This is a genomic window from Phytohabitans aurantiacus, from assembly GCF_027923225.1.
Lineage (GTDB): Bacteria > Actinomycetota > Actinomycetes > Mycobacteriales > Micromonosporaceae > Phytohabitans > Phytohabitans aurantiacus.
Map to the genome: position 1 here is coordinate 1 of NZ_BSDI01000056.1, position 19,044 is coordinate 19,044.

Here is a 19,044-nt window from a genome sequence, read left to right on the forward strand (position 1 = left end):
CGGCAGCCGAGCGCTTCAGCGATCGCCGCCTCCGGCAGGTCAAGATAGAAACGCAGAAACACGGCCGCACGCTGACGGCGACCCAACGCCAGCAGCGCCTGACGCACCACAGCACCGTCCTCAGCCGACGGTGAAAACACCGGCGGCGAGCCGCGAGCCACATGCCGGCGAGCCACCACCAAACGCCGCCACCACGACCGCGACCGGTTGACCACCACCGTATGCAGCCAACTCTCCGGCTCACGAACCGACGGCCAGTGCCGGTACAGCTCGACGAACGCCTCCTGCACGATGTCCTCGGCGGCCGCCACACTGTCCGTAATCACATACGCCAACCGGATCATGCCGTCGTAATGCGCCCGATACACCGCGCCGAAATCATCCAACGCGCTCCCGCCCACCTCGGGCTCCCTAACCGCAGACCGTGTCACGCTACCCAGTCGCGCCAACCACCCAATCGGTTCCAACGGATCTGATCGTCTCAGGATTTGAGCTGCCGCGACGACCGTCGTGCCCCAGACCGTAGCTCCCGCAGCCTCGCCCTCCGCGCCCAGTCACGCTCAACGTCCCGACAAAATCCCCGATTTTGTCGCCTCGTACACACCCGGAAGCCGCAACATCAGGGATTTCGCTGCTACGTACGGCCGGGTCGTGTAGCCGCGCACGGTGAGGCCGCGGGAGCAACGGTATGGAGCGCGGCGGACGTCGCGGTAGCCCGAAACTCGATCTTGATTTGGATGTGGGGATTTCGCCGCGCGAAGGCACCGCCGCCGAAATACTGCTGGTGGGGGGACACGTAACAGCCAGGGGTGATGACAATGCGCGTGTTGATGAGGGCGGAGTTCGACACCGAGGCCGGCAACCGGGCGATCAAGGACGGCAGGCTGCCCAAGGTGCTCAACGCGACGCTCGAAAGGCTCAAGCCAGAAGCGGCTTACTTCACCGCGATCGGCGGTCAGCGCGGCGCGTTCATCGTGTTCGACCTGGAGGACCCGTCGGACATTCCGGTGATCGCCGAGCCGCTCTTCATGGAGATGGGCGCGAAGATCGAGCTGATCCCGGTGATGAGTGCCGACGACGTCCAAAGTGGCCTGCCAAGTGGCAAGCGGCGGGCGGCGCCTCAGAGCTGTCGCGGCTGGTGGCGGCGGACCTTGCCGCTGGGGTCGGCGCGCAACTGGTCGATGCGGCTATGGAAGGCGTCCCGCGCCGGAGCTCGTCGACACGGGCGACAAGGCGTTCGGCGTTCCACCGTTGCGCCCACTCGTCGTGTCTCCACCGCATCGTCACACCCGCGTCGCCGTCAGGTCTGGCTGGTGAGTTCGCCGGTGGCTTCGCGCTGGATGGCGGCTGACCGGCGCAGGAAGTCGAGAATCACGTGGAGTTGCTCGTTGGTGTAACTGGCGTACAGCGCTTCGAGGCCGTCGACGAACCCGGCGAACAGGGTGCCGAAGCTCGCCACATGCTCCCGGTTCATCTCGACGATGACGCGGCGCCCGTCGTCGTTGTCGCGTACCCGGCGGACGAATCCCTTGCGCTCCAACCGGTCTATCAGGCCGCTTACCGACGCCGGCGCCAGCCCGGTGCGCGCGGCGATCTCGCCGGCTGTCAACGCGCCCTCCCGCTCGAGCAGGTCCAGGGACTTCTCCTCGGTCATGTTGAGGCCCATCCGGGCGCCGACGGCGGCGTGGAACATCACCGCGGCGTTGCTGTTTTCGCGGCCCGCCTGGTGCAGCGCGGCGAGCAGTTCACGCCGATCCGCATCCCTTGACACTCGCGCCACTCTCCCCATATATTTCGTTCGGACGAACTAAATAACTGAGCGTCATGAGGATAGCACCAGGACGGGAAGACTGCAATGACGAAGGCTTTGATCATCGGTGGTGGGATCGGCGGGCTTACCGCGGCCATGGCGCTGCGACGCGCCGGCATCGAACCGGTCGTTCACGAGGCGTACGAGCAGCCGGACGACTACGCCGGGTTGTTTCTCAACACCGCCTCCAACGGCCTGGACGCGCTGCGCGCCATCGACGTCGACATCGCCCGCCGGGGCGACGGCTTCCCCATCCCCCGCATGATCATGTGGAGCGGCACCGGGAAGCGCCTCGGCGAGGTGGCCAACGGAACCACGCTGCCGGACGGCACCGTGAGCGTCTGCGTCCGCCGCGGCGAGATGCAGAAGGTGCTGCGCGCCGAAGCCCACGCCCGCGGTATCGCCATCGAGTACGGCAAGCGGCTCGACACATACGACGCCACGCCCACCGGAGTCACGGCACGCTTCACCGACGGCACCGAAGCCACCGGCGACCTCCTCATCGGCGCGGACGGCATCCACTCCCGCACCCGCCGGCTGCTCGATCCTGACGGCCCGCGCCCGCGCTTCACCGGGCTGCTCAGCGTCGGCGGCTACAGCCATGACAGCTCGCTGGCTCCCACCACCGACACCCAACACTTCGTCTTCGGCAAGCGGGCCTTCTTCGGTTACCTGGTCCGGGAAGGCGGCGAAGTTTACTGGTTCGCCAACCTGCACCGCCCGCAGGAGCCGAGCCGGCAGGAGCTGGACGCGATGACACCCGGGTGGTGGCAGCGACACCTGACCGACCTCTTCGCCGACGACATGCCGGTCATCGGCCGCATCCTCGGCAATCTCGCCGGTGAGGTGGGCGCGTATCCGGTGCACGACATCCCCACCAGCCCGGTCTGGCACAGCGGGCCGATCGCGCTGATCGGCGATGCCGTACACGCCACCTCCCCATCCGCCGGCCAGGGCGCCTCGATGGCGATAGAGGATGCCATCGTCCTCGCCAAATGCCTACGCGACGCACCCGACGTCGCCACGGCGTACACCACGTACGAGCGACTGCGCCGCCCGCGCGTCGAGAAGGTGGTGGCTTATTCCAAGACCCTCTCCAACAGCAAGACCGCCGGGCCCGTCGCCCGCGTCTTCCGCGACCTCATGATGCCTGTCGCGCTGAGACTCTTCGCCAACCCGAAGTCGCACGCCTGGATGTACGACCACCACATCGACTGGAACCAGAGGGCCGCCGCCTGACCCCAACTACCTAGGCCGTGACGTACCACAGTAGAGGAAGGTTGCTTACCGAGGCCGGCTCCGCCGCCTCGGCGAGCACGACGAACCGCTCGTCCAACAGCACCAGCTTTCCGCCGGCGACACGCACCAGGACCGTGCCGTCGGTGAGGAAGTGGATGCTGGATACCTCACCGGTCACCGGGAGATCTACTACCTTGCTGGTGGCCGTCTCCACGACGGCGAAGCTACCCAGATCGCGACTTCGATCCTTGTTGTTCCAGCCCACCGAGACGTACCGGCCGTCGTGGGAGACGCTGCGTACGCTCCAACCGTCGTGGCGCTTCGCCTCAGCGGACGGCGGTGTGTAGGTGAACCGGCGTGCGGCTCCGGGACTCCCCTTCGGCATCACGATCGGCTCGCCGCTGCCGTCCGTGGTGGCCGCCCACTCGCCGTTGGCGGACCACACGCCCCGGAACACATCTCTGAGCGGCTCACCGGTGGTGGCGCTGTGAAGCACCTGGCGGCTTGTGTCGTCGGAGTCTCTGACCAGGATCGCCGTGGGGGAGAACCAGATCAGCGATGTCCTGCCCACGCAACTGGCACCGACCGGCAGCGTACGGCGGTTGGCACCACGCAGATCGGACACCACCAGGTTTCCCCCACCGGTCGGATCGTTGGTGGCGGCCCAAGCGATCTGAGTGCCGTCTGGCGATATGACAGCGGTGTTGAACGGACACGGCCCCGTGTCAGCCACGATGCTGACCGGCTTGTCCGACCCGCGAACGGCGTGAACCTCCAGAATGGCGCCCTTCGACTCCAAGTAGAAAGCCGTGCCGTCGATCGCCCTGGATACCGCGGCGCTGCTCGACACGGGCGGCGGGGTCGACGATGGCGCACGCTCCGGCCGCGATTGGCTGCAGGCACTCGCGGCCACCAAACCGAGGCAGAGCAGCACGTACGCGCTGGCGCGGCGCGGTTCCCCGTTGACGTTCACGAGGCTGATCGTAGATCTTCGTGGCAACGCGCAGCACTCCCAAGGTGGCGCGCGAAAGGCACATGAAGCAGAAATGAAAACGCTAGGGATCGTTGTCGCGGCGGTGTCGAATCGCGATCTTCGCCACGGAACATGGGCGGCATGTCCGAACGCGTCGACATCGCCAGGCGCCACCGCGCCGCCGTGCTGACCTGGCTCACCCACCCGGTCACCGTGCTCGCGCTCGTGCTGCTCGCGGTGAACGACCACATTCTCAAGGCCGCGTATCCGGGACCGGTGACCGGAAAGCTCAGCGACCTGGCCGGGCTGCTCGTGGCGCCGCCGGTTCTCGCCACGGTCGCCGTGCTCGCGGTGCGGCGGCTGCCGGCCGCCGTCGCCGCCCACGGTGCGATCGTGGTGGTGGGTGTCGGGTTCGCGCTGACCAAAGCGCACCCGGCCGGTGCGGCGGCCGCGTCGGCGCTGTGGAGCCTGGTACGCGGGCAGTCGGTGATCCTGGCGGACCGCACCGATCTCGCCGCGCTGCCGGTTCTCGCCCTCGCCGCCTGGCTCGCCGCACGGGCGCGGCGCCGGCCCGATCCCGGGCGGCCCTGGCGGCTGCGGCCGGATCTGGCCCGCCGTCTGTCCATTGTGGTGGTGCTACCGGTGGCCACGCTGGCGATGGCCGCGACGAGCGCGGTGTACTACCCGAGCGCGGTCACCGTCGTACCGTGGCGCACCGGCCTCGCGGTCGGCGTGGCGTACACCTTCCAGGAACCGCTACCGGGCGACGCGTCGGCATGGCGGGTGAGCGAGGACGGCGCGACGTGGCGGCAGTTGACGCCCGAGGAGGAGCCCGCGTTCACCGCGTCGGGCCGGTCGCCGGTGACCGAGCAGTGCGCGCCGGCTCCGGCGAACCGCGATTGCTACCGGGTGGTGCCGTCCCACCTGCGGGTGGAACAGAGCCGCGACGGCGGGGCCACCTGGTCGGTGAGCTGGGAGATCACGGACCGGCAGCGTGACCTGCTCGCCCACCGGTACCCGGAGATCGCGAACGTCTCGACGGACCTGGCCTCGCGTGCGCTCGCGATCAGCGCACGGCCCGGCGGCTACGTGGTGGTGGTCGCCAACGGCCGTGACGGGCTCGCCGTGCGCGACGTGGGCGGCGAGTGGCGGCGGACCGGCGTGGAAACATCGAGCCAGGGCTCGTTCAACAATCCCCCGCAGCCGCTCGACCGCACGCCCGCCGGCCTCTTGCTGGCAGCGGTGCTCGCCGCCCTCCTCGCCGGCCTCATCACCGCCGGTATCGCGGTCGGTGGCGCCGCGGTGACCAGGAAGACCGCGCTGGTCGTGTTCAGCACGCTGTTGGCGGTGACGGCGCCGCTGGCCCTCTTCGCCAGCCTCGGCCTGTACAGCCCCGACGGGATGCTGCAGGGGTTCACCGGGGTGGTAGCGATCGGCTTGACGCTGCTAGCCGCGGTCAGTGGCGTCGGCATCGTCCTGAGCGCGCTCAACGCCAACGCCGTGCGGGGCCGCTGGGCCGCGTGGGCGGTGCTGGCCGCGCTGGTCGTCGCGGCGGCCGTCATGGTGCCGGTGCTGAGCGTGCCGTGGCTCAACGCCCGGCCGTATCCCGCGCTCGGCGCTGTGCTCGCGGTGATTCTCGGCATCGCGGTGGCGGCGCGGGCGCGACGCGACGAACCGCCATCGTTCAGGGATCCGCCGTACCCGGCCCCGCCGGGCTGATCTGTGGGCGGGCTCGAAAGACGCTGAGCTACCGCGGCGTCCGTCGTGCGCCATGCCCGTTGCTCCCGCGGCCTCGCCCTTCGCGGCACACGACCTGACCGGGTCGAGTCATGCCAGCAGCAGCACGATGGCCAGCGCGAACAGCAGGGAGTCGATTCGGTCCAGCAGGCCGCCGGAGCCGGCCAGCCAGGAGGCGGCGTCCTTGGCTCCGGCTCCTCGCTTGATCATCGACTCGAACAGGTCGCCCATGGGCGCGCCGATCGTGACGGCCGCCACCAACCCCAGAATGAGTGGCGTGGGCAGGTCCCGGTTGAAGACGCCGAGGATCGCCGTTTGCCGCCCGGCGTAGACCACCGGTGGTGTCCGCGGCCAGGACCGGAACCGTTCCGACCAGCAGCACGCCAGCGCCCGGAACGAGCGTGCGGACAGTGATCATCGTGTTGCGGCACCCACGGGGAGGCGGGCGGTCACGGCGGCTAGGGCTGCGCGGTAGGCGTCGACGATCCGGGCGTTGCCGGCAGGGTCCTTCACGGCTACCCGGATGGTTCGCCCTTGGAACGCCGGCGACATCGGGGACAGGTCGCGCAGGTACACATCGTCGAGCCGGCACGCCGCGACGACCTCGGCCGCGCTCGGACCGCCGGTAGGCAGCGTGATCAGGAGAAAGTTGGCTACGGCCTCGTCGATGACGGCGGTTGGGTCCACCGCGCCCAGCGCCGCGGCCAGTTCCGCCCGCAGCACCGTGGTTTCCGCCCAGCGCGCCGTGTAGTACGCCCGGTCACGAAGGGCCGCGACGGCAGCCAGTTGCGCGGGCAGGCTGACCGCCCACGGTGGCGTCCACCGGCGAAGCGAGGCCGCCGTGGACAGGTCGCTGACGAGGTACGCCACCCGCATGCCCGACAGGGCGTACATCTTCGACATCGAGGTGCAGACCACGAGGTTGGGCTGATCGGCGACCCAGGACGCCACGGACCGCTCCCAACCGGCGTAGCCGATGTACGCCTCGTCGATCCAGATCCGGGTGCGCACCGGCACTCGGCGAAGCATGTCGTGCAGTGCGCGCACCGGTAGCTGCCCGCCAGTGGGATTGTTCGGGTTGACCAGCACCGCCAGGTCGTAGTCCGCCCCAGCCAGCGTGTCGGCGAACCGGTCCAGATCGATCTGCCATCCGTCGGCCGAGCCGATCGCCAGCCGGTCCACCCGGCAACCGATCACCTCCGTTGTCACGTGGGCGTACTCGCCGTAGCTGGGATCGACCAGCAGCACCCGGCTCGTCGGCGTGAGCCACTGGCGGAACGCTCGGAACAGCAGGTCTGAGGACCCGGCGCCGAGGGTGAGCGAGTCGACGGGCACACCGCGTGCCGCGGCGATCTCCGCTCGTAACCCCTCCGCGTCGACCGGCGGCGAGGTGCGGGCGTGCCACGCCGGATCCTCGGCCAGCACCTCCAGAACACCCGGTGCCGGGGCGAACCAGGCGTCGAGTACGTCCGCCGCGACGACCTCGCGGCGGCGGTGCAGGCGGCGGAAGTCGGCACCGATGCCGTCGAACGACGCCCCACCGTGTGCGCAACCGTCCGGCCCGGGACGCATCGGCACGTCCAGTCGCCAATCCAGGGCGCCTCCGAGGCGGTTCAGCAGCAGCGCGTACCGGCGCTGCGTACGCGCGGCCAGCGTGGCGACGTCTCCCGACATCACCTCGAACGTCACCGCGCCGGCGACCACGGTGTGACCGGTCGGACGCAGCCCGGCGGCGGAGTACATTCCGGCCAAGTCGGCTCGACCCATCGCCACCAGCTGCCGGCCACCGCGGGACTCCACCCAACGCAACGCCGCGTACATGAGCAGGGCAGCGGCCCCGGTACCGCGCCAGGGTGCCGCGACCGTCAGGATGCGGACCTCGAACACGTCCGGTGCGTCCAGAAGCGGCAAGTCCACCCGCGACAGGTACTTGTCCAACGACCAGCGACCGACCCACGGCGGCGTGATACAGACGAAGCCGACCGGTGAGCCGTCGCACGTGACGACGAGATACACGACGCCGTGATCGTCCAGGTCGTCGCTGAGCTGCCCGCCGGGGTTGTCGCGGTGTTGGCCGAGTTCCTGGGCGTACACCGCATGCCGCAGACCGAAAATCCAGTCCCGATCCGCCGCTGTGCCAAGCCGCACACCCAGGTGCCCAGAAACCACGATGACCACTCCTTGATCCACGAGCGAAACGGCTGGTCAGCATGCGTCAGGCCAGCCGTCAGGAACCTAGCCCGCCCGCGCTCCGGCTCGCGACCGCACGGGTACTCACCACCTCGTGAGTTCGCGCACTGAACGACCGGCCGCACGGACCGGAAGCACCAAAGCCGATCGGAGCGAACCGGCACACTTGCATCATGAAGACCAGCGTGGATGACGCTCGCCGATGCGCACGCGCCCTCGTGGCGAGCCTGGACGAACAGCAGCGCAGCCTGGTCCGCGGTGACCTCGCCGACTCCGATCTGCGGCAGTGGACGTACCTTCCGGGAAACCGGCCCGGCCTTCCGATGGAGTATCTCAGCGACGCACAGCACACACTCGCGATCGAATTGCTCCTGTCGGGCCACTCCCCCGCCGGTGGAGACCTCGCCATGGGCGCCGTCGAGGTCGAGCGGGTCCGGCGCGAACTGGTGACCGGCGCGCCGCCCGAGGGTGACCGGTACTGGCTGCGCGTGCTCGGCGACCCGGACGGCGACGAGCCGTGGGGCTGGCGAATCAACGGCCACCACCTGGCCGTACACGTCATCGTGACGCCCGGTGGCATCACGTTCACGCCACACTTCATCGGTTCCGAACCAGCGGTCGTACCCTCCGGGCCGCACGCCGGACGCCGCATCCTCGGCCCGGAGGAAGACCTGGCCCGCCAGCTGGCGACCGGGCTCGACCCCGACCAGCGCGCGCTCGGCATCAGCTCCGGCGACGCACCCGACGACATCCTCACCCGCTACGACCCGGTCGCCGACCCGACGCTGCTGCCCGAAGGCATCGGCCGCGACCAGCTGCGTCCGGCACAGCGGGAAGTCCTCGACCAGCTCGTCCAGCGGTACCTGCACCGGGCGCCGACACCGTACGCGCTGTCGTGCTGGCGCGACGCCGAGGCGGCGGGCCTCGACCGGATCCGATTCGCGTGGGCAGGCCCGACGACTCCCGGCGAGCGCCATTATTACTGCGTGCGGGCGCCCGAGTTCCTCATCGAATACGACAACACCCAGGACGGCGGCAACCACGCCCACTCCGTATGGCGGCACCTACGCGACGACTGGGGCACCGACCTGCTCCGCGCACACTACGCACGCCTGCACTCCGGGTAAGGAGTGACCATCGAGATACGTCGGCGCCGGCGAGCACCGCACATCGTTGTTAGCGTGCCGGTATGGAGGGCATCGCGGGGAGCGTCGTTCGACCGTCCGAGCCGGGATACGACGACCAGCGACTGGGGCTGAACCAGGCCCTGGAGCCGCGACCGGCGTACATTGTCGGCGCGACCGGCGAGCACGACATGGTGGCCGCCGTCCGGCTGGCCGCGCGGGAGAAACGAGCCGTCGCGGTGCGGGCCACCGGGCATGGTCCGGCGGCATCCGCTGACGACGCGGTGCTGGTCGACACGCGCCGCATGGACGGCGTCCGCGTCGACGCGGAGAAGAAGACCGCCTGGATCGAGGCCGGCGCCCAGTGGCGGCACGTCGTGGCGCTCGCCACGCCGCACGGGCTGGCTCCGCTCAGCGGATCCAACCCCGGCGTGGGCGCCATCGGATACCTGGTGGGCGGTGGCGCCGGGCTGCTGGGCCGCCGATTCGGTTTCGGCGCCGACCATGTGCGGCGGCTGCGTGTCGTTACCGCCGACGGCGCGCTACGCGAGGCGTCGCCCGACAGCGACGCCGAGCTTTTCTGGGCGGTACGCGGTGGCAAGGACAACTTCGGCCTGGTGGTGGGCGCGGAGGTGGACCTGTTCGACGTGCCGCGCCTGTACGGCGGCGAACTGTGCTTCACCGGCGCGGCCACCGCCGACGCGCTGCACGCCTACGCCGAGTGGACCCGCGCCGCCCCCGAGGAGATGGCCTCCTCGGTACTGCTCATGCGGTACCCGGACGACCCCGCGATCCCCGAGCCGTTACGCGGACAGTTCGTGACCCATGTCCGGGTCGCGTACAGCGGCGAGGCGGCCGACGGCGAGCGCCTGACGCGGCCGTTGCGCGAGTTCGGCCCCGTCCTTCTCGACACCGTGCGTGACATGCCGTATGCCGAGGTCGACACCGTCCACCACGAGCCCACCGGCGAGCCTTTCGTGGCCTACGACCGCAACGTGTTGCTGAAGGAGCTGACCGCCGAGGCGGTCGACACGCTGGTCACGCTGGCCGGTCCGCGCGCGGAAGTGCCACTCGTCGTCGAGCTGCGACACTTCGGCGGCGCCTACGCCCGCCCGCCGAAGGTCCCGAACTGCGTGGGCGGGCGCGACGCGGCGTTCTCGTTGTTCGCGGCGGCCGACGCCGACCAGCGCAACCGCCAGCTACGCGACGAACTGCTGCGCGAGCTGCGCCGCTGGAGCACCGGGGGCATGAACCTCAACTTCACGGGCGTGGAAGACGCGAGCCCTGACGTGGTGCGCACCGCCTACACAGCCGCCGACTACGACCGGCTGACCGAGCTGAAGGCACGCTTCGACCCCGACAACATGTTCCGCGCCAACCTCAACATCCCGCCGAAGAGCTAAGCGCGTCCGTCGAGGGCGTTCTGCGCTCGCACCAGCCGGTCCATCAGCTTGATCAGGGTCTGGACGTCGTCGTCCGCCCATCCGGCGGTGAGCGTGCGCAGCACCTCGTCCTGCCACGCGTGGGCCTGACGGAGCAGTTCCTCGCCGGCGGCGGTGCTGGTGATCGCCGACGTGGCGCCGATCCGACTCGGCGCGACCCGGGCGACGAGCCCTTCCCGCTGCGCGTGCGCCACCATCCGGCTCGCGCCGGACTGGTCCAGCCCCAGCTCACGCGCGAGTTCGTTGATCGAGGTTGCCCCGCCTCGCTCGGTGAGGGCGCGCACCGCCTCGAGCACCATCACGTCGCGGCCGCGCTGGGCGTCGACGCCGAGGCCGGCGCCGGTCCATCGCCGGGACCAGAACCGCACGAACGCGAACAACGCCTGCCCACTGAGCTCCAAGGCGACCCCTCCGTCGACGATAGGTATGCGTATCGCATACGATAGTCGCATGCCATACGCATACGAGGAGGATGCCATGCTGGAGAACCTGATCAACGCCTGGCACGACGCGGTCAACCGCCGCGACCTCGCCGCCGCGCTGGCGGTGGTGACCGATCCGGTGGAGGTGTCCGGCCCGAGGGGCGAGCAGCGCATCACCGCGCGAGACTTCGCCGACTGGATCGTCACGTCCGGGATCCGGCTCCGGCCGGTGTCGGCACACCCCGTCGACGAGCTCACCATGGTCGTCGAGCAGGAGGCGACCTGGCCGGACAACGCCGACGCCGACACGGCGGGGCCACCCGTCGCCGTCGCGACGCTGTTCAAGGTCCGCGACGGTGCGATCAGTACGGCGCGTCGCTTCGACTCCCTGCACGACGCCCTGCGCGCGGCGACCGCCGGGACACCGGGCTGACGTAACCGGCCTACCCGACCGGGAATCGGCAGAGGACCCGCGCCAGGGCCGCGTCGATCGCGGCGCCCGCGTCGTCGACCGGTTCGCGGGCACGCCACGCGACCACGCCGTCGGGGCGCACGAGGGTCGCGCCACCCGGTCCGAGCCCGTACGCCTCGGCGAACCTGCCCGTGGTATCACCGACGCGGCACACCTCTACGCGCCCCTCCGCGGCCCGTACCCAGTCTTCGCCGTCGGCGCCGGTGAGGAGTACGGCGTCGCGGCCGATGAGGTCCAGTGTGGACAGTTCGGTGCCGTCGCGCCGGATCGGCACGTGCGGGGCCCGCAGACCGGGCCGGCCGCTCGGCGTGCGGGGGTCCTCCCACGGTGCGTCGTCGGCGCCGTCCTCGACGATCGCCGTCGAGCGGTACCGGTAGCCCAGATCGATCATCGCGTCATCGACGACCGGCGCGAGACCGTCCGTGCCCAGCCCTGGATCCAGGCGGGTCACATAGCGGGTGTACGCCTGCTCGACAGTCAGCCGCCCGACCGGCAGCCGCTCCGCCTCGTACGTGTCGAGCAGGGCGGCGCCGGCCCGACCGTCGAGCACGTGAGCGAGCTTCCAAGCCAGGTTGTGGGCGTCGTGGACACCGGTGTTGCCGCCGTAGCCACCGGTCGGCGGCATGACATGCGCGGAGTCGCCGGCGAGGAAGACGCGGCCGGCGCGGAACCGTTCGGCCCACTCGGCGGCCGCGTTCCACCGCTGTACGTCTTCGATCTCGACGGGCAGGTCCGGCGCGCCGAGCGCGTCCCGCACGTACCGCACGCAGTCGGCCTCGGTGGCGCCCTCGCCGATCGCGGTGGTGCGCCGGCCGTCACCGTCCACAGCGGAGTTGACAACCAGGAACCCCGATCGGCCGTCGAACGAGAACCGGAAGAAGCCCTGCAGTCGCGGGTTCACCACGTACACGACGCTGAGGTTGCGCCCGCGCAGCAGCGGGCGTACGTCGCCGCGGAAGTAGATCGTGATGCTGTCGGAGAACGTGCCGTGCCCGGCCATCGGGATGCCGAGCCGCCGGCGGACGGCGCTGCGCACCCCGTCGGCGGCCACGGCGTAGGCGGCGTGCACCGTCGACTCCTCGCCGGTGCCGCGGTCGCGCACCAGCGCGGTCACCCCGTCGGGCTCGACCTCCAACGAGACGACCTCGCACGAGTACCGCAGCTGCCCGCCCAGCTCGGCGGCTCGCGCGCGCAGCACCGGCTCCAGCCCGATCTGCGTCACGAAGATTCGCGGTGACGGGCTCAGGTGCTCGACGCCCTCGTTGATGTTCTCGAAGAACCACTGCAGCTCGCGCCCGCCGAGCGAGTCGACCGCCATGATCGCGCCGTTCTGCTCGAACTCGCGCTCCGCGGCCGCGATCACCGCCTCCTGCAGCCCCACCCCGCGGTACAGCTCGACGGTCCGCTGCATCAGGAAGGCCGCCCGAGGGTGGATGGCCGTACCGGGATGGCGTTCGACGACAAGATGCTCGACGCCGTGGCGGGCGAGAAAGACCGACATCGACAGGCCGACAAGGCTGCCGCCGACAACCAGCACCGGAGTCTCCACGTGCCGCATACGCAGCAAGCTACTCCGCTGGCTTCTCGCGGTACAGGTCGATGTATTCGGCGCCGACGTCGGGCATGGGAGTATCGCGGGCGGTGGCGAACCAGATCTCGTTCTCCAGCCAGAAACGGCACAGGAACGCCTCGAACGACTCGGCGCAGAACTCAATCTCGAACGGATCGGGGTCCGCCGTCTCCTCGTCCGCCACGTCGTAGTATTCGCCCGAGCAGACCACCGCGTGGTCGGCGCCGTCGCCGGTCACGCGCAGGTACCAGTACAGGCAGCCCTGCTGGTCGGCGAGGAACCTGACGAGGTGGCCGCCGCCGTGAGGCAGTGGCACGGGCGCGTGGGCGAGGTCGAGGAAGCACGCCGTGCTGGAACGGACCCGGTCCTGCAGCGCCGACGTGGCCATGAAAAGCGTGAAGGCCGCCGGCAGCGGCACTCGGGCGCGCCGGCACTGGGCCAGCAACTCCAGCAGCCGCGTGGTGGCGTTGCCGTTGATGGTCCACTGGTCGTGCGCGGGCTGCTTGGCCAGCCACTCCAGATCTCCACGCAGCTCGAACGGCACAGGCGGCAGCTCAGCGAATTCGGCTCTCACGCCGATCATGCTCTCATCGCACCGCCGGCCTCGAGCACGGCGAGGTCGCGTACCGCGTAACGGTGATGCTCGGCCTCTTCCTTGAGCACCACCTTGAGGCAGCGGCGCACGACGTACTCCTGGTCTGGATATGGGTCGGCCGGCTTGCGACCACACACCCGATCGAGCTCCGCCTCGGTGAGCCCGTCGACGACACGCCGCATCGTGGCCATGCGGGCGAGCCGCGGCACGAGTACCTCGTCGAGCGTCGGGGTGGCATCGAGGGTGAACCCGAGCTTCGCCACCGCGTCGGGCGGCATACCGCCGTGCGGAAGGCCCAACGGGTGATACGGCGCGTCCTCCTCGAGCACGGCGTTACCAAGCCAGGCATCGCTGGCCATCAGCAGGTGCCGTTGGGTCTCGACGAACGACCACTCGCCGTCGACCCGCTCGTGCAGCTTGGCCTCGGGCAGGAGCCGGGCGCGGTCGAGCGTCGCCTCCCATTGCGTCTCGATGGCATCCCAGGCGGCCCGGTAGTCGGCGCAGGACGCGGCGTCACGCGCCAGCACCCGCGTGGGATGCGTCCGGTCGAGCTCGGCCTCGACGTAGGCGGTCACGTCGACGTCGTTGACGACGACACGGCCGAAGGCGCCACCGAGGTAGACGTCGCCCCCGTAGCAGTCCACGATCTTCAGGCCGCTGACCTCGCAATCGCGAATCTCGAGGCCGGCGAGATCGCACAGGTGGATGCGGGCACCACGGAACTGGTCACTCTCGGTGTACGCGGCAGGCATCACGACAACTTACTCCGACAGCGGCGGCCGCACACGCCCAACAAAAAAGGAAAGGCGGAGTGCTCTCCCCTTTCCCTTTCTAACATATAGCACGGCAGGGGGCTTGCGGCAAGACCCGGGTTGGGGCGCAGAATCGTCCACCTAAGCCAATTGCCGGCCATTCCCGTGAGAAGACCGCGCGCTGAAGCGCGCGCACAACAGCGCGCCACCACCACTTCGACCAAGGAGAGTTGATGACCGTTGCCGCCAAGACGGCAGCCCACGAAGAAGTACCGGCCGAGCAGCCCCAACGGATGTCGCACGGCGAGGTGATCCAGGCACTGTCCGGCCTCATGCTGGGCGTGTTCGTCTCGATCCTGGCCTCGACGATCGTCTCCAACGCGTTGCCGCGCATCGTTGCCGACCTCGGCGGCACCCAGTCGGTCTACACGTGGGTGGTCACCATCGAGCTGCTGGCGATGACCGCCACCGTGCCGCTCTGGGGCAAGATGGCCGACCTGTACAGCAAGAAGCTGCTGATCCAGCTCTCGCTGGGCCTGTTCGTGGTCGGTTCGCTGGTCGCCGGCTTCGCGCCGAACGTCACCGTGTTGCTGGCCAGCCGCGTCGCGCAGGGCGTGGGCGCCGGCGGCCTGGGCGCGCTCGCGATGATCGTGATGGCCGCGATGATCCCGCCGCGCGAGCTCGGCCGGTACTCCGGTGTCTTCGGCGCGGTGTTCGCGGCGGCCACGATCGCCGGCCCGCTGATCGGCGGCGTACTGGTCGACACCTCGTGGCTGGGCTGGCGCTGGTGCTTCTTCATCGGCGTACCGTTCTCGCTGGCCGCGATCGTGCTGTTGCAGAAGACACTGCACCTGCCGGTCGTGCGCCGGACGGTACGGATCGACTGGCTGGGCGCTCTACTGATCATGGGTGGCGTCTGTACCCTGCTGGTCTGGTCGAGCCTGGCCGGTCACCGGTTCGCCTGGGGCTCGTGGCAGACCGGCGCGTTCGTCTGCGGCGGTGTGCTGCTGCTGGCGCTCGCGGTGTGGAACGAGTCGCGGGCCGCGGAGCCGATCATCCCGCTCAGCATCTTCCGCAACCGCACGGTCACCCTCGCCGTGGTGGCCAGCACGCTGGTCGGCGTGGCGATGTTCGGCGGCACCGTGTTCCTGTCGCAGTACTTCCAGGTGGCGCTCGGCAAGTCGCCGACCGTGGCCGGCCTGATGAGCCTGCCGATGATCTTCGGCGTGCTGGTGTCGTCCACTGTGGCCGGACAGCTCATCACGCGGTTCGGGCGCTGGAAGGCGTACCTCGTGGTGGGCTCGGTCGTGATGACCGGCGGGCTCGCGCTGCTCAGCACGATCGACGAGGAGACCAGCGCGGTGCTGCTCGGCGCGTACATGGCGCTGCTCGGCATCGGCGTCGGCATGCTCATGCAGAACCTGGTACTGGCCGCGCAGAACGACGTACCCGCCGCCAAGCTGGGCGCGGCGACCTCGACGCTGACCTTCTTCCGCAGCATGGGCGGCGCGATCGGGGTCAGTGCCCTGGGCGCCGTGCTCACCAACAGGGTGACCTCGCTGTACGTCGACCACTTCGGCGCGGCGTCGACCGGAGGCGGCAGTGCGAAGGTGCCTGATCCGCAGTCGCTCCCGGCACCGGCCCTCGCCGTCATCCGCGACATCTACGGCACGGCGACCTCGGACCTGTTCCTGGTGGCCGCGCCCATCGCGTTCCTCTCCGTACTGGCGGTGGTGTTCATCAAGGAGAAGCCCCTGTCCACCCTCACCGGCGACGAGCGTCGCGCACTTGAAGATCGGAGCTGAGGACTTGAATACCGTGACCATGAGCGTGTTCGACCTTCCCGACCGGCTGTCCCACAAGGCCGACCCAGCGCTGATCGCCCGCGACGAGGAGCACTTCGCCGCCATCGCCGACAGTCTCGAACAGGTGACCGCCGAGCTGACCGAGCGCCTCGACACAGTGCGCAAGGCGCCCGCTGGCAAGGGCCGGCAGGCGGTGGACCGGGACCAGGAGGTACGCCGGCTGACCGCCCGCCTGCGCACCCTGCGCCGCTTCAGCGTCGACCTGTGCCTGGGCCGCGTGGTCGGCGCGGACGGCACCGATCCGGTCTACATCGGACGGCTCGGCCTGACCGACAGCTCAGGCCGCCGCCTGTTGCACGACTGGCGATCGCCCGCCGCGGCACCGTTCTTCGCCGCGACGCACGCCAACCCCATGGGCCTCGCGAGCCGCCGCCGGTACCGGTGGACGCGCGGGCGGATCGGCGACTACTGGGACGAGGTGTTCACCCCGGACGGGTTCGAGGGAAACGCCGCGCTCGACGACCAGTCCGCGTTCATCGCCAGCCTGGGCGGCAACCGTTCAGCAAAAATGCGCGACGTGCTGGGCACCATCCAGGCCGACCAGGACGCCATCATCCGGGCCGGGTCCAGCGGCGCGCTGGTCGTCGACGGCGGCCCCGGCACCGGTAAGACCGTGGTGGCACTGCACCGCACCGCGTACATGCTCTACTCCGACCCTCGCCTCGGTGAGCGCCGCGGCGGCGTACTGTTCGTCGGCCCGCACCAGCCCTACCTGGCCTACGTGTCCGACGTACTGCCCAGCCTCGGCGAGGAGGACGTGCAGATCTGCACCCTGCGCGACCTCGTCACCGAGGGTGCCGCCGCCGGTGTCGAGACCGACCCGGAGGTGGCCGCGCTGAAATCGTCGGCGGAGCTCGTCAAGGCGGTCGAGGCGGCGGTCAGGTTCTACGAGGAGCCCCCGACCACGGGGATGCGGGTCGCCACCGAGGAGTCCGACCTCTGGCTGAGCGCCGGCGACTGGGCCGAGGCGTTCGAGGCGGCCGAGCCCGGTGTCCCGCACAACGAGGCGCGCGACCACGTCTGGGAGGAACTGCTCAGGATCCTGATGGACAAGTACGACGGCGACGAGTCGGCTGACCTGCTGCGCCTGTCGCTGCTGCGCAACAAGGAACTGCGCACCGCCTTCAACCGCGCGTGGCCGGTGCTGGAGGCGGCGGACATCGTCGGCGACCTGTGGACGGTACCGGCTTATCTGCGCAAGTGTGCCCCCTGGCTCGCGCCCGACGAGGTCCGGAGGCTGCGGCGCGCGGACGCCCGCGCGTGGACGGTGTCCGACCTGCCGTACCTGGACGCGGCCCGGCAGCGCCTCGGCGATCCGGAGGTATCGAGGCGCCAGCACCGCCACGACGCCGCTCTGGCCGCCCAACGCTCCTACATGGACAGAGTCGTCGACGACCTGCTCGCGGCGCACACCTTCGACGACGGCGAGGGTCTGCTGATCATGCTGCGCGGCGAGGACATGCGGCAGTCCCTTGTAGACGAGACGGCGTCGCCGGCCGTCGCGGCACCGGACCGGCTCGCCGGCCCGTTCGCGCACATCGTCGTCGACGAGGCTCAGGAGCTGACCGACGCCGAGTGGCAGATGCTGCTGCTGCGCTGCCCGTCGCGCAGCTTCACCATCGTCGGAGACCGCGCCCAGGCCAGGCACGGGTTCACGGAGTCGTGGCGGGAGCGGCTGGAGCGGATCGGGATCGACCGGATCACCATGGCGTCCCTGACCATCAACTACCGGACGCCGGCCGAGGTCATGGCGGAGGCCGAACCGGTCATCCGGGCCGTACTGCCCGACGCCAACGTGCCGACCTCCATCCGCAGCGGCGGCATCCCCGTGACGCACGGATCGGTCGCCGACCTGGGCTCGATCCTCGACGCCTGGCTCGCCACGCACGCCGACGGGGTCGCCTGTGTCATCGGCGATCCGGCGTTCCGGGAGACCCCGCGCGTGCGGTCGCTGACCCCGGAGCTGGCGAAGGGACTGGAGTTCGACTTGGTCGTCCTCGTCGACCCGCAGGCGTTCGGCGACGGTATCGAAGGGGCCGTCGACCGGTACGTCGCGATGACCCGGGCGACCCAGCGATTGGTCATACTCACCTGATGAGTTCGACCGTCGGGTTCTCCGCCTCGGCCGCGGCGAAGGACCTGGAGCGGCGCTGGGGGCTGACCCTGGTCTCGTTCCTGCCCGTCGAGTCGGCGGGGCCGCTCCTGCGGGTACGGGAGCGGCTCCGCCAGCTGGTCGAAGGGGCGGACGAGCCGGTGGCCGAGTTCTACGACGCCGAGCAGATGCACTGCACGCACCTGACCCTGACCCGCAGCAGCGCCTGGGGACCCGTGCGCGCCGCCGACTTCGTGAAGGCCGGCATCGACCCGCAGCTGCTGTGCGACATCGTCGCCCGCGAGACGGCGGCACTGGGCACGATCACGGTCACGCTCGACCGGTTGACCCTGGCCGACAACGGGTTCCAGCTGGTCGGCACGTGCGCCGACGAGGATTCGACGGTACGACGGCACAGGTTGCTGGAACGCCTCAACGCCCAGCTTCCCCGCTGTTTCAACCTGGGCCGGCGGGCCTGGGACACCGATCCGGCGCGACACGCCTTCGTCCACACGCGCCTGGGTTTCATGAAGCGCCCCCGGCCCGGGTACGAGACGCTGGTGGCCGAGACGGCGAGGCTGCCCCTCGATCCGATCACGCTCAGCTTCGACGAGGTTACGCTGGTTCACCACCGCTACCGGTCGCTGCGCGGGCCGCACGCCGGGGCGGCCCGGTTCCCGCTGAGCGGCGGTGCGGCGCCGCCGGTCGCGGCGCTCAACCTGTTGTAATAGCGGGTCGAAAAAGTGACGGGCGCTACAGGG

The 19,044-nt window shown here is 70.0% G+C and carries 18 protein-coding genes; 9 read left to right on the forward strand and 9 right to left on the reverse strand.

All coding sequences use genetic code 11. The features are described from left to right. Nucleotides 1–401: sigma-70 family RNA polymerase sigma factor (locus tag QMG73_RS37065; RefSeq protein ID WP_281903638.1), on the reverse strand; the 401-nt coding region annotated here is incomplete at its 3' end. 417 nt (nucleotides 402–818) lie between these two features. Between QMG73_RS37065 and QMG73_RS37070 the strand changes: the two genes are divergently transcribed. After that, complete coding sequence (locus tag QMG73_RS37070; RefSeq protein WP_281903639.1) at nucleotides 819–1,397, forward strand: hypothetical protein; 579 nt, start codon at nucleotides 819–821, stop codon at nucleotides 1,395–1,397. Here QMG73_RS37070 and QMG73_RS37075 read toward each other — a convergent pair. Continuing rightward, on the reverse strand, nucleotides 1,301–1,771 hold the full coding sequence (locus tag QMG73_RS37075; RefSeq protein WP_281903640.1) for a MarR family winged helix-turn-helix transcriptional regulator: 471 nt from the start codon (nucleotides 1,769–1,771) through the stop codon (nucleotides 1,301–1,303). The two genes, QMG73_RS37070 and QMG73_RS37075, sit on opposite strands and share 97 nt — an antisense overlap. An 84-nt stretch (nucleotides 1,772–1,855) precedes the next feature. Between QMG73_RS37075 and QMG73_RS37080 the strand changes: the two genes are divergently transcribed. Then, nucleotides 1,856–3,049, forward strand: a complete 1,194-nt coding sequence (locus QMG73_RS37080) for an FAD-dependent oxidoreductase (protein WP_281903641.1) — start codon at nucleotides 1,856–1,858, stop codon at nucleotides 3,047–3,049. A gap of 10 nt (nucleotides 3,050–3,059) precedes the next feature. Here QMG73_RS37080 and QMG73_RS37085 read toward each other — a convergent pair whose 3' ends face one another. Then, the gene (locus tag QMG73_RS37085; RefSeq protein WP_281903642.1) at nucleotides 3,060–4,022 is read right to left on the reverse strand and encodes a hypothetical protein; all 963 of its coding nucleotides are present in this window, start codon (nucleotides 4,020–4,022) and stop codon (nucleotides 3,060–3,062) included. A gap of 141 nt (nucleotides 4,023–4,163) precedes the next feature. On the opposite strand from QMG73_RS37085, the gene QMG73_RS37090 reads away from it, so the two are divergent. Continuing rightward, nucleotides 4,164–5,741: a hypothetical protein gene (locus QMG73_RS37090; RefSeq protein WP_281903644.1), complete on the forward strand. Its 1,578-nt coding sequence runs from the start codon at nucleotides 4,164–4,166 to the stop codon at nucleotides 5,739–5,741. A 108-nt stretch (nucleotides 5,742–5,849) separates the two neighbouring features. Here QMG73_RS37090 and QMG73_RS37095 read toward each other — a convergent pair whose 3' ends face one another. Together QMG73_RS37095 and QMG73_RS37100 are read right to left on the reverse strand one after the other, a co-directional pair. Next, nucleotides 5,850–6,095, reverse strand: a complete 246-nt coding sequence (locus QMG73_RS37095) for a phosphatidate cytidylyltransferase (RefSeq protein ID WP_281903646.1) — start codon at nucleotides 6,093–6,095, stop codon at nucleotides 5,850–5,852. Nucleotides 6,096–6,173: 78 nt separating this feature from the next. Further along, complete coding sequence (locus QMG73_RS37100; RefSeq protein WP_281903648.1) at nucleotides 6,174–7,928, reverse strand: histidinol-phosphate aminotransferase family protein; 1,755 nt, start codon at nucleotides 7,926–7,928, stop codon at nucleotides 6,174–6,176. 194 nt (nucleotides 7,929–8,122) lie between these two features. Here QMG73_RS37100 and QMG73_RS37105 point away from each other — a divergent pair, with 194 nt between their 5' ends. Next, nucleotides 8,123–9,076, forward strand: a complete 954-nt coding sequence (locus QMG73_RS37105) for a DUF3500 domain-containing protein (protein ID WP_281903650.1) — start codon at nucleotides 8,123–8,125, stop codon at nucleotides 9,074–9,076. 62 nt (nucleotides 9,077–9,138) lie between these two features. Beyond that, entirely contained in the window at nucleotides 9,139–10,476 is a 1,338-nt protein-coding gene (locus tag QMG73_RS37110; RefSeq protein ID WP_281903651.1) for an FAD-binding oxidoreductase, read from the forward strand. Here the strand turns inward: QMG73_RS37110 and QMG73_RS37115 are convergent. Next, complete coding sequence (locus QMG73_RS37115) at nucleotides 10,473–10,916, reverse strand: MarR family winged helix-turn-helix transcriptional regulator (protein WP_281903652.1); 444 nt, start codon at nucleotides 10,914–10,916, stop codon at nucleotides 10,473–10,475. The genes QMG73_RS37110 and QMG73_RS37115 overlap by 4 nt on opposite strands. Nucleotides 10,917–10,965: 49 nt before the next feature. Here QMG73_RS37115 and QMG73_RS37120 point away from each other — a divergent pair, with 49 nt between their 5' ends. Beyond that, nucleotides 10,966–11,370, forward strand: a complete 405-nt coding sequence (locus QMG73_RS37120; RefSeq protein WP_281903653.1) for a nuclear transport factor 2 family protein — start codon at nucleotides 10,966–10,968, stop codon at nucleotides 11,368–11,370. A 10-nt stretch (nucleotides 11,371–11,380) separates the two neighbouring features. Here QMG73_RS37120 and QMG73_RS37125 read toward each other — a convergent pair whose 3' ends face one another. The 3 genes from QMG73_RS37125 to QMG73_RS37135 are packed head-to-tail and all read right to left on the reverse strand — an operon-like array spanning nucleotide 11,381 to nucleotide 14,326. Then, entirely contained in the window at nucleotides 11,381–12,967 is a 1,587-nt protein-coding gene (locus QMG73_RS37125) for an FAD-dependent monooxygenase (protein ID WP_281903654.1), read from the reverse strand. A gap of 10 nt (nucleotides 12,968–12,977) precedes the next feature. Next, complete coding sequence (locus QMG73_RS37130; RefSeq protein WP_281903656.1) at nucleotides 12,978–13,553, reverse strand: hypothetical protein; 576 nt, start codon at nucleotides 13,551–13,553, stop codon at nucleotides 12,978–12,980. 5 nt (nucleotides 13,554–13,558) lie between these two features. Then, entirely contained in the window at nucleotides 13,559–14,326 is a 768-nt protein-coding gene (locus QMG73_RS37135; protein ID WP_281903658.1) for a DinB family protein, read from the reverse strand. A 233-nt stretch (nucleotides 14,327–14,559) separates the two neighbouring features. Here QMG73_RS37135 and QMG73_RS37140 point away from each other — a divergent pair, with 233 nt between their 5' ends. From QMG73_RS37140 to QMG73_RS37150, 3 genes are read left to right on the forward strand one after another with little or no spacing between them, the layout of a single operon-like run. Continuing rightward, nucleotides 14,560–16,131 (forward strand): MDR family MFS transporter, encoded by a 1,572-nt coding sequence (locus tag QMG73_RS37140; protein ID WP_281903659.1) that lies wholly within the window; start codon nucleotides 14,560–14,562, stop codon nucleotides 16,129–16,131. 19 nt (nucleotides 16,132–16,150) lie between these two features. Beyond that, entirely contained in the window at nucleotides 16,151–18,286 is a 2,136-nt protein-coding gene (helR, locus tag QMG73_RS37145) for an RNA polymerase recycling motor ATPase HelR (RefSeq protein ID WP_281903660.1), read from the forward strand. Beyond that, nucleotides 18,286–19,011 carry a hypothetical protein gene (locus QMG73_RS37150; protein WP_281903661.1) on the forward strand — a complete coding sequence of 242 codons (726 nt, stop codon included), beginning with the start codon at nucleotides 18,286–18,288 and terminating at the stop codon, nucleotides 19,009–19,011. The genes helR and QMG73_RS37150 overlap by 1 nt, the downstream gene beginning before the upstream one ends. Nucleotides 19,012–19,044 lie beyond the last annotated feature (33 nt).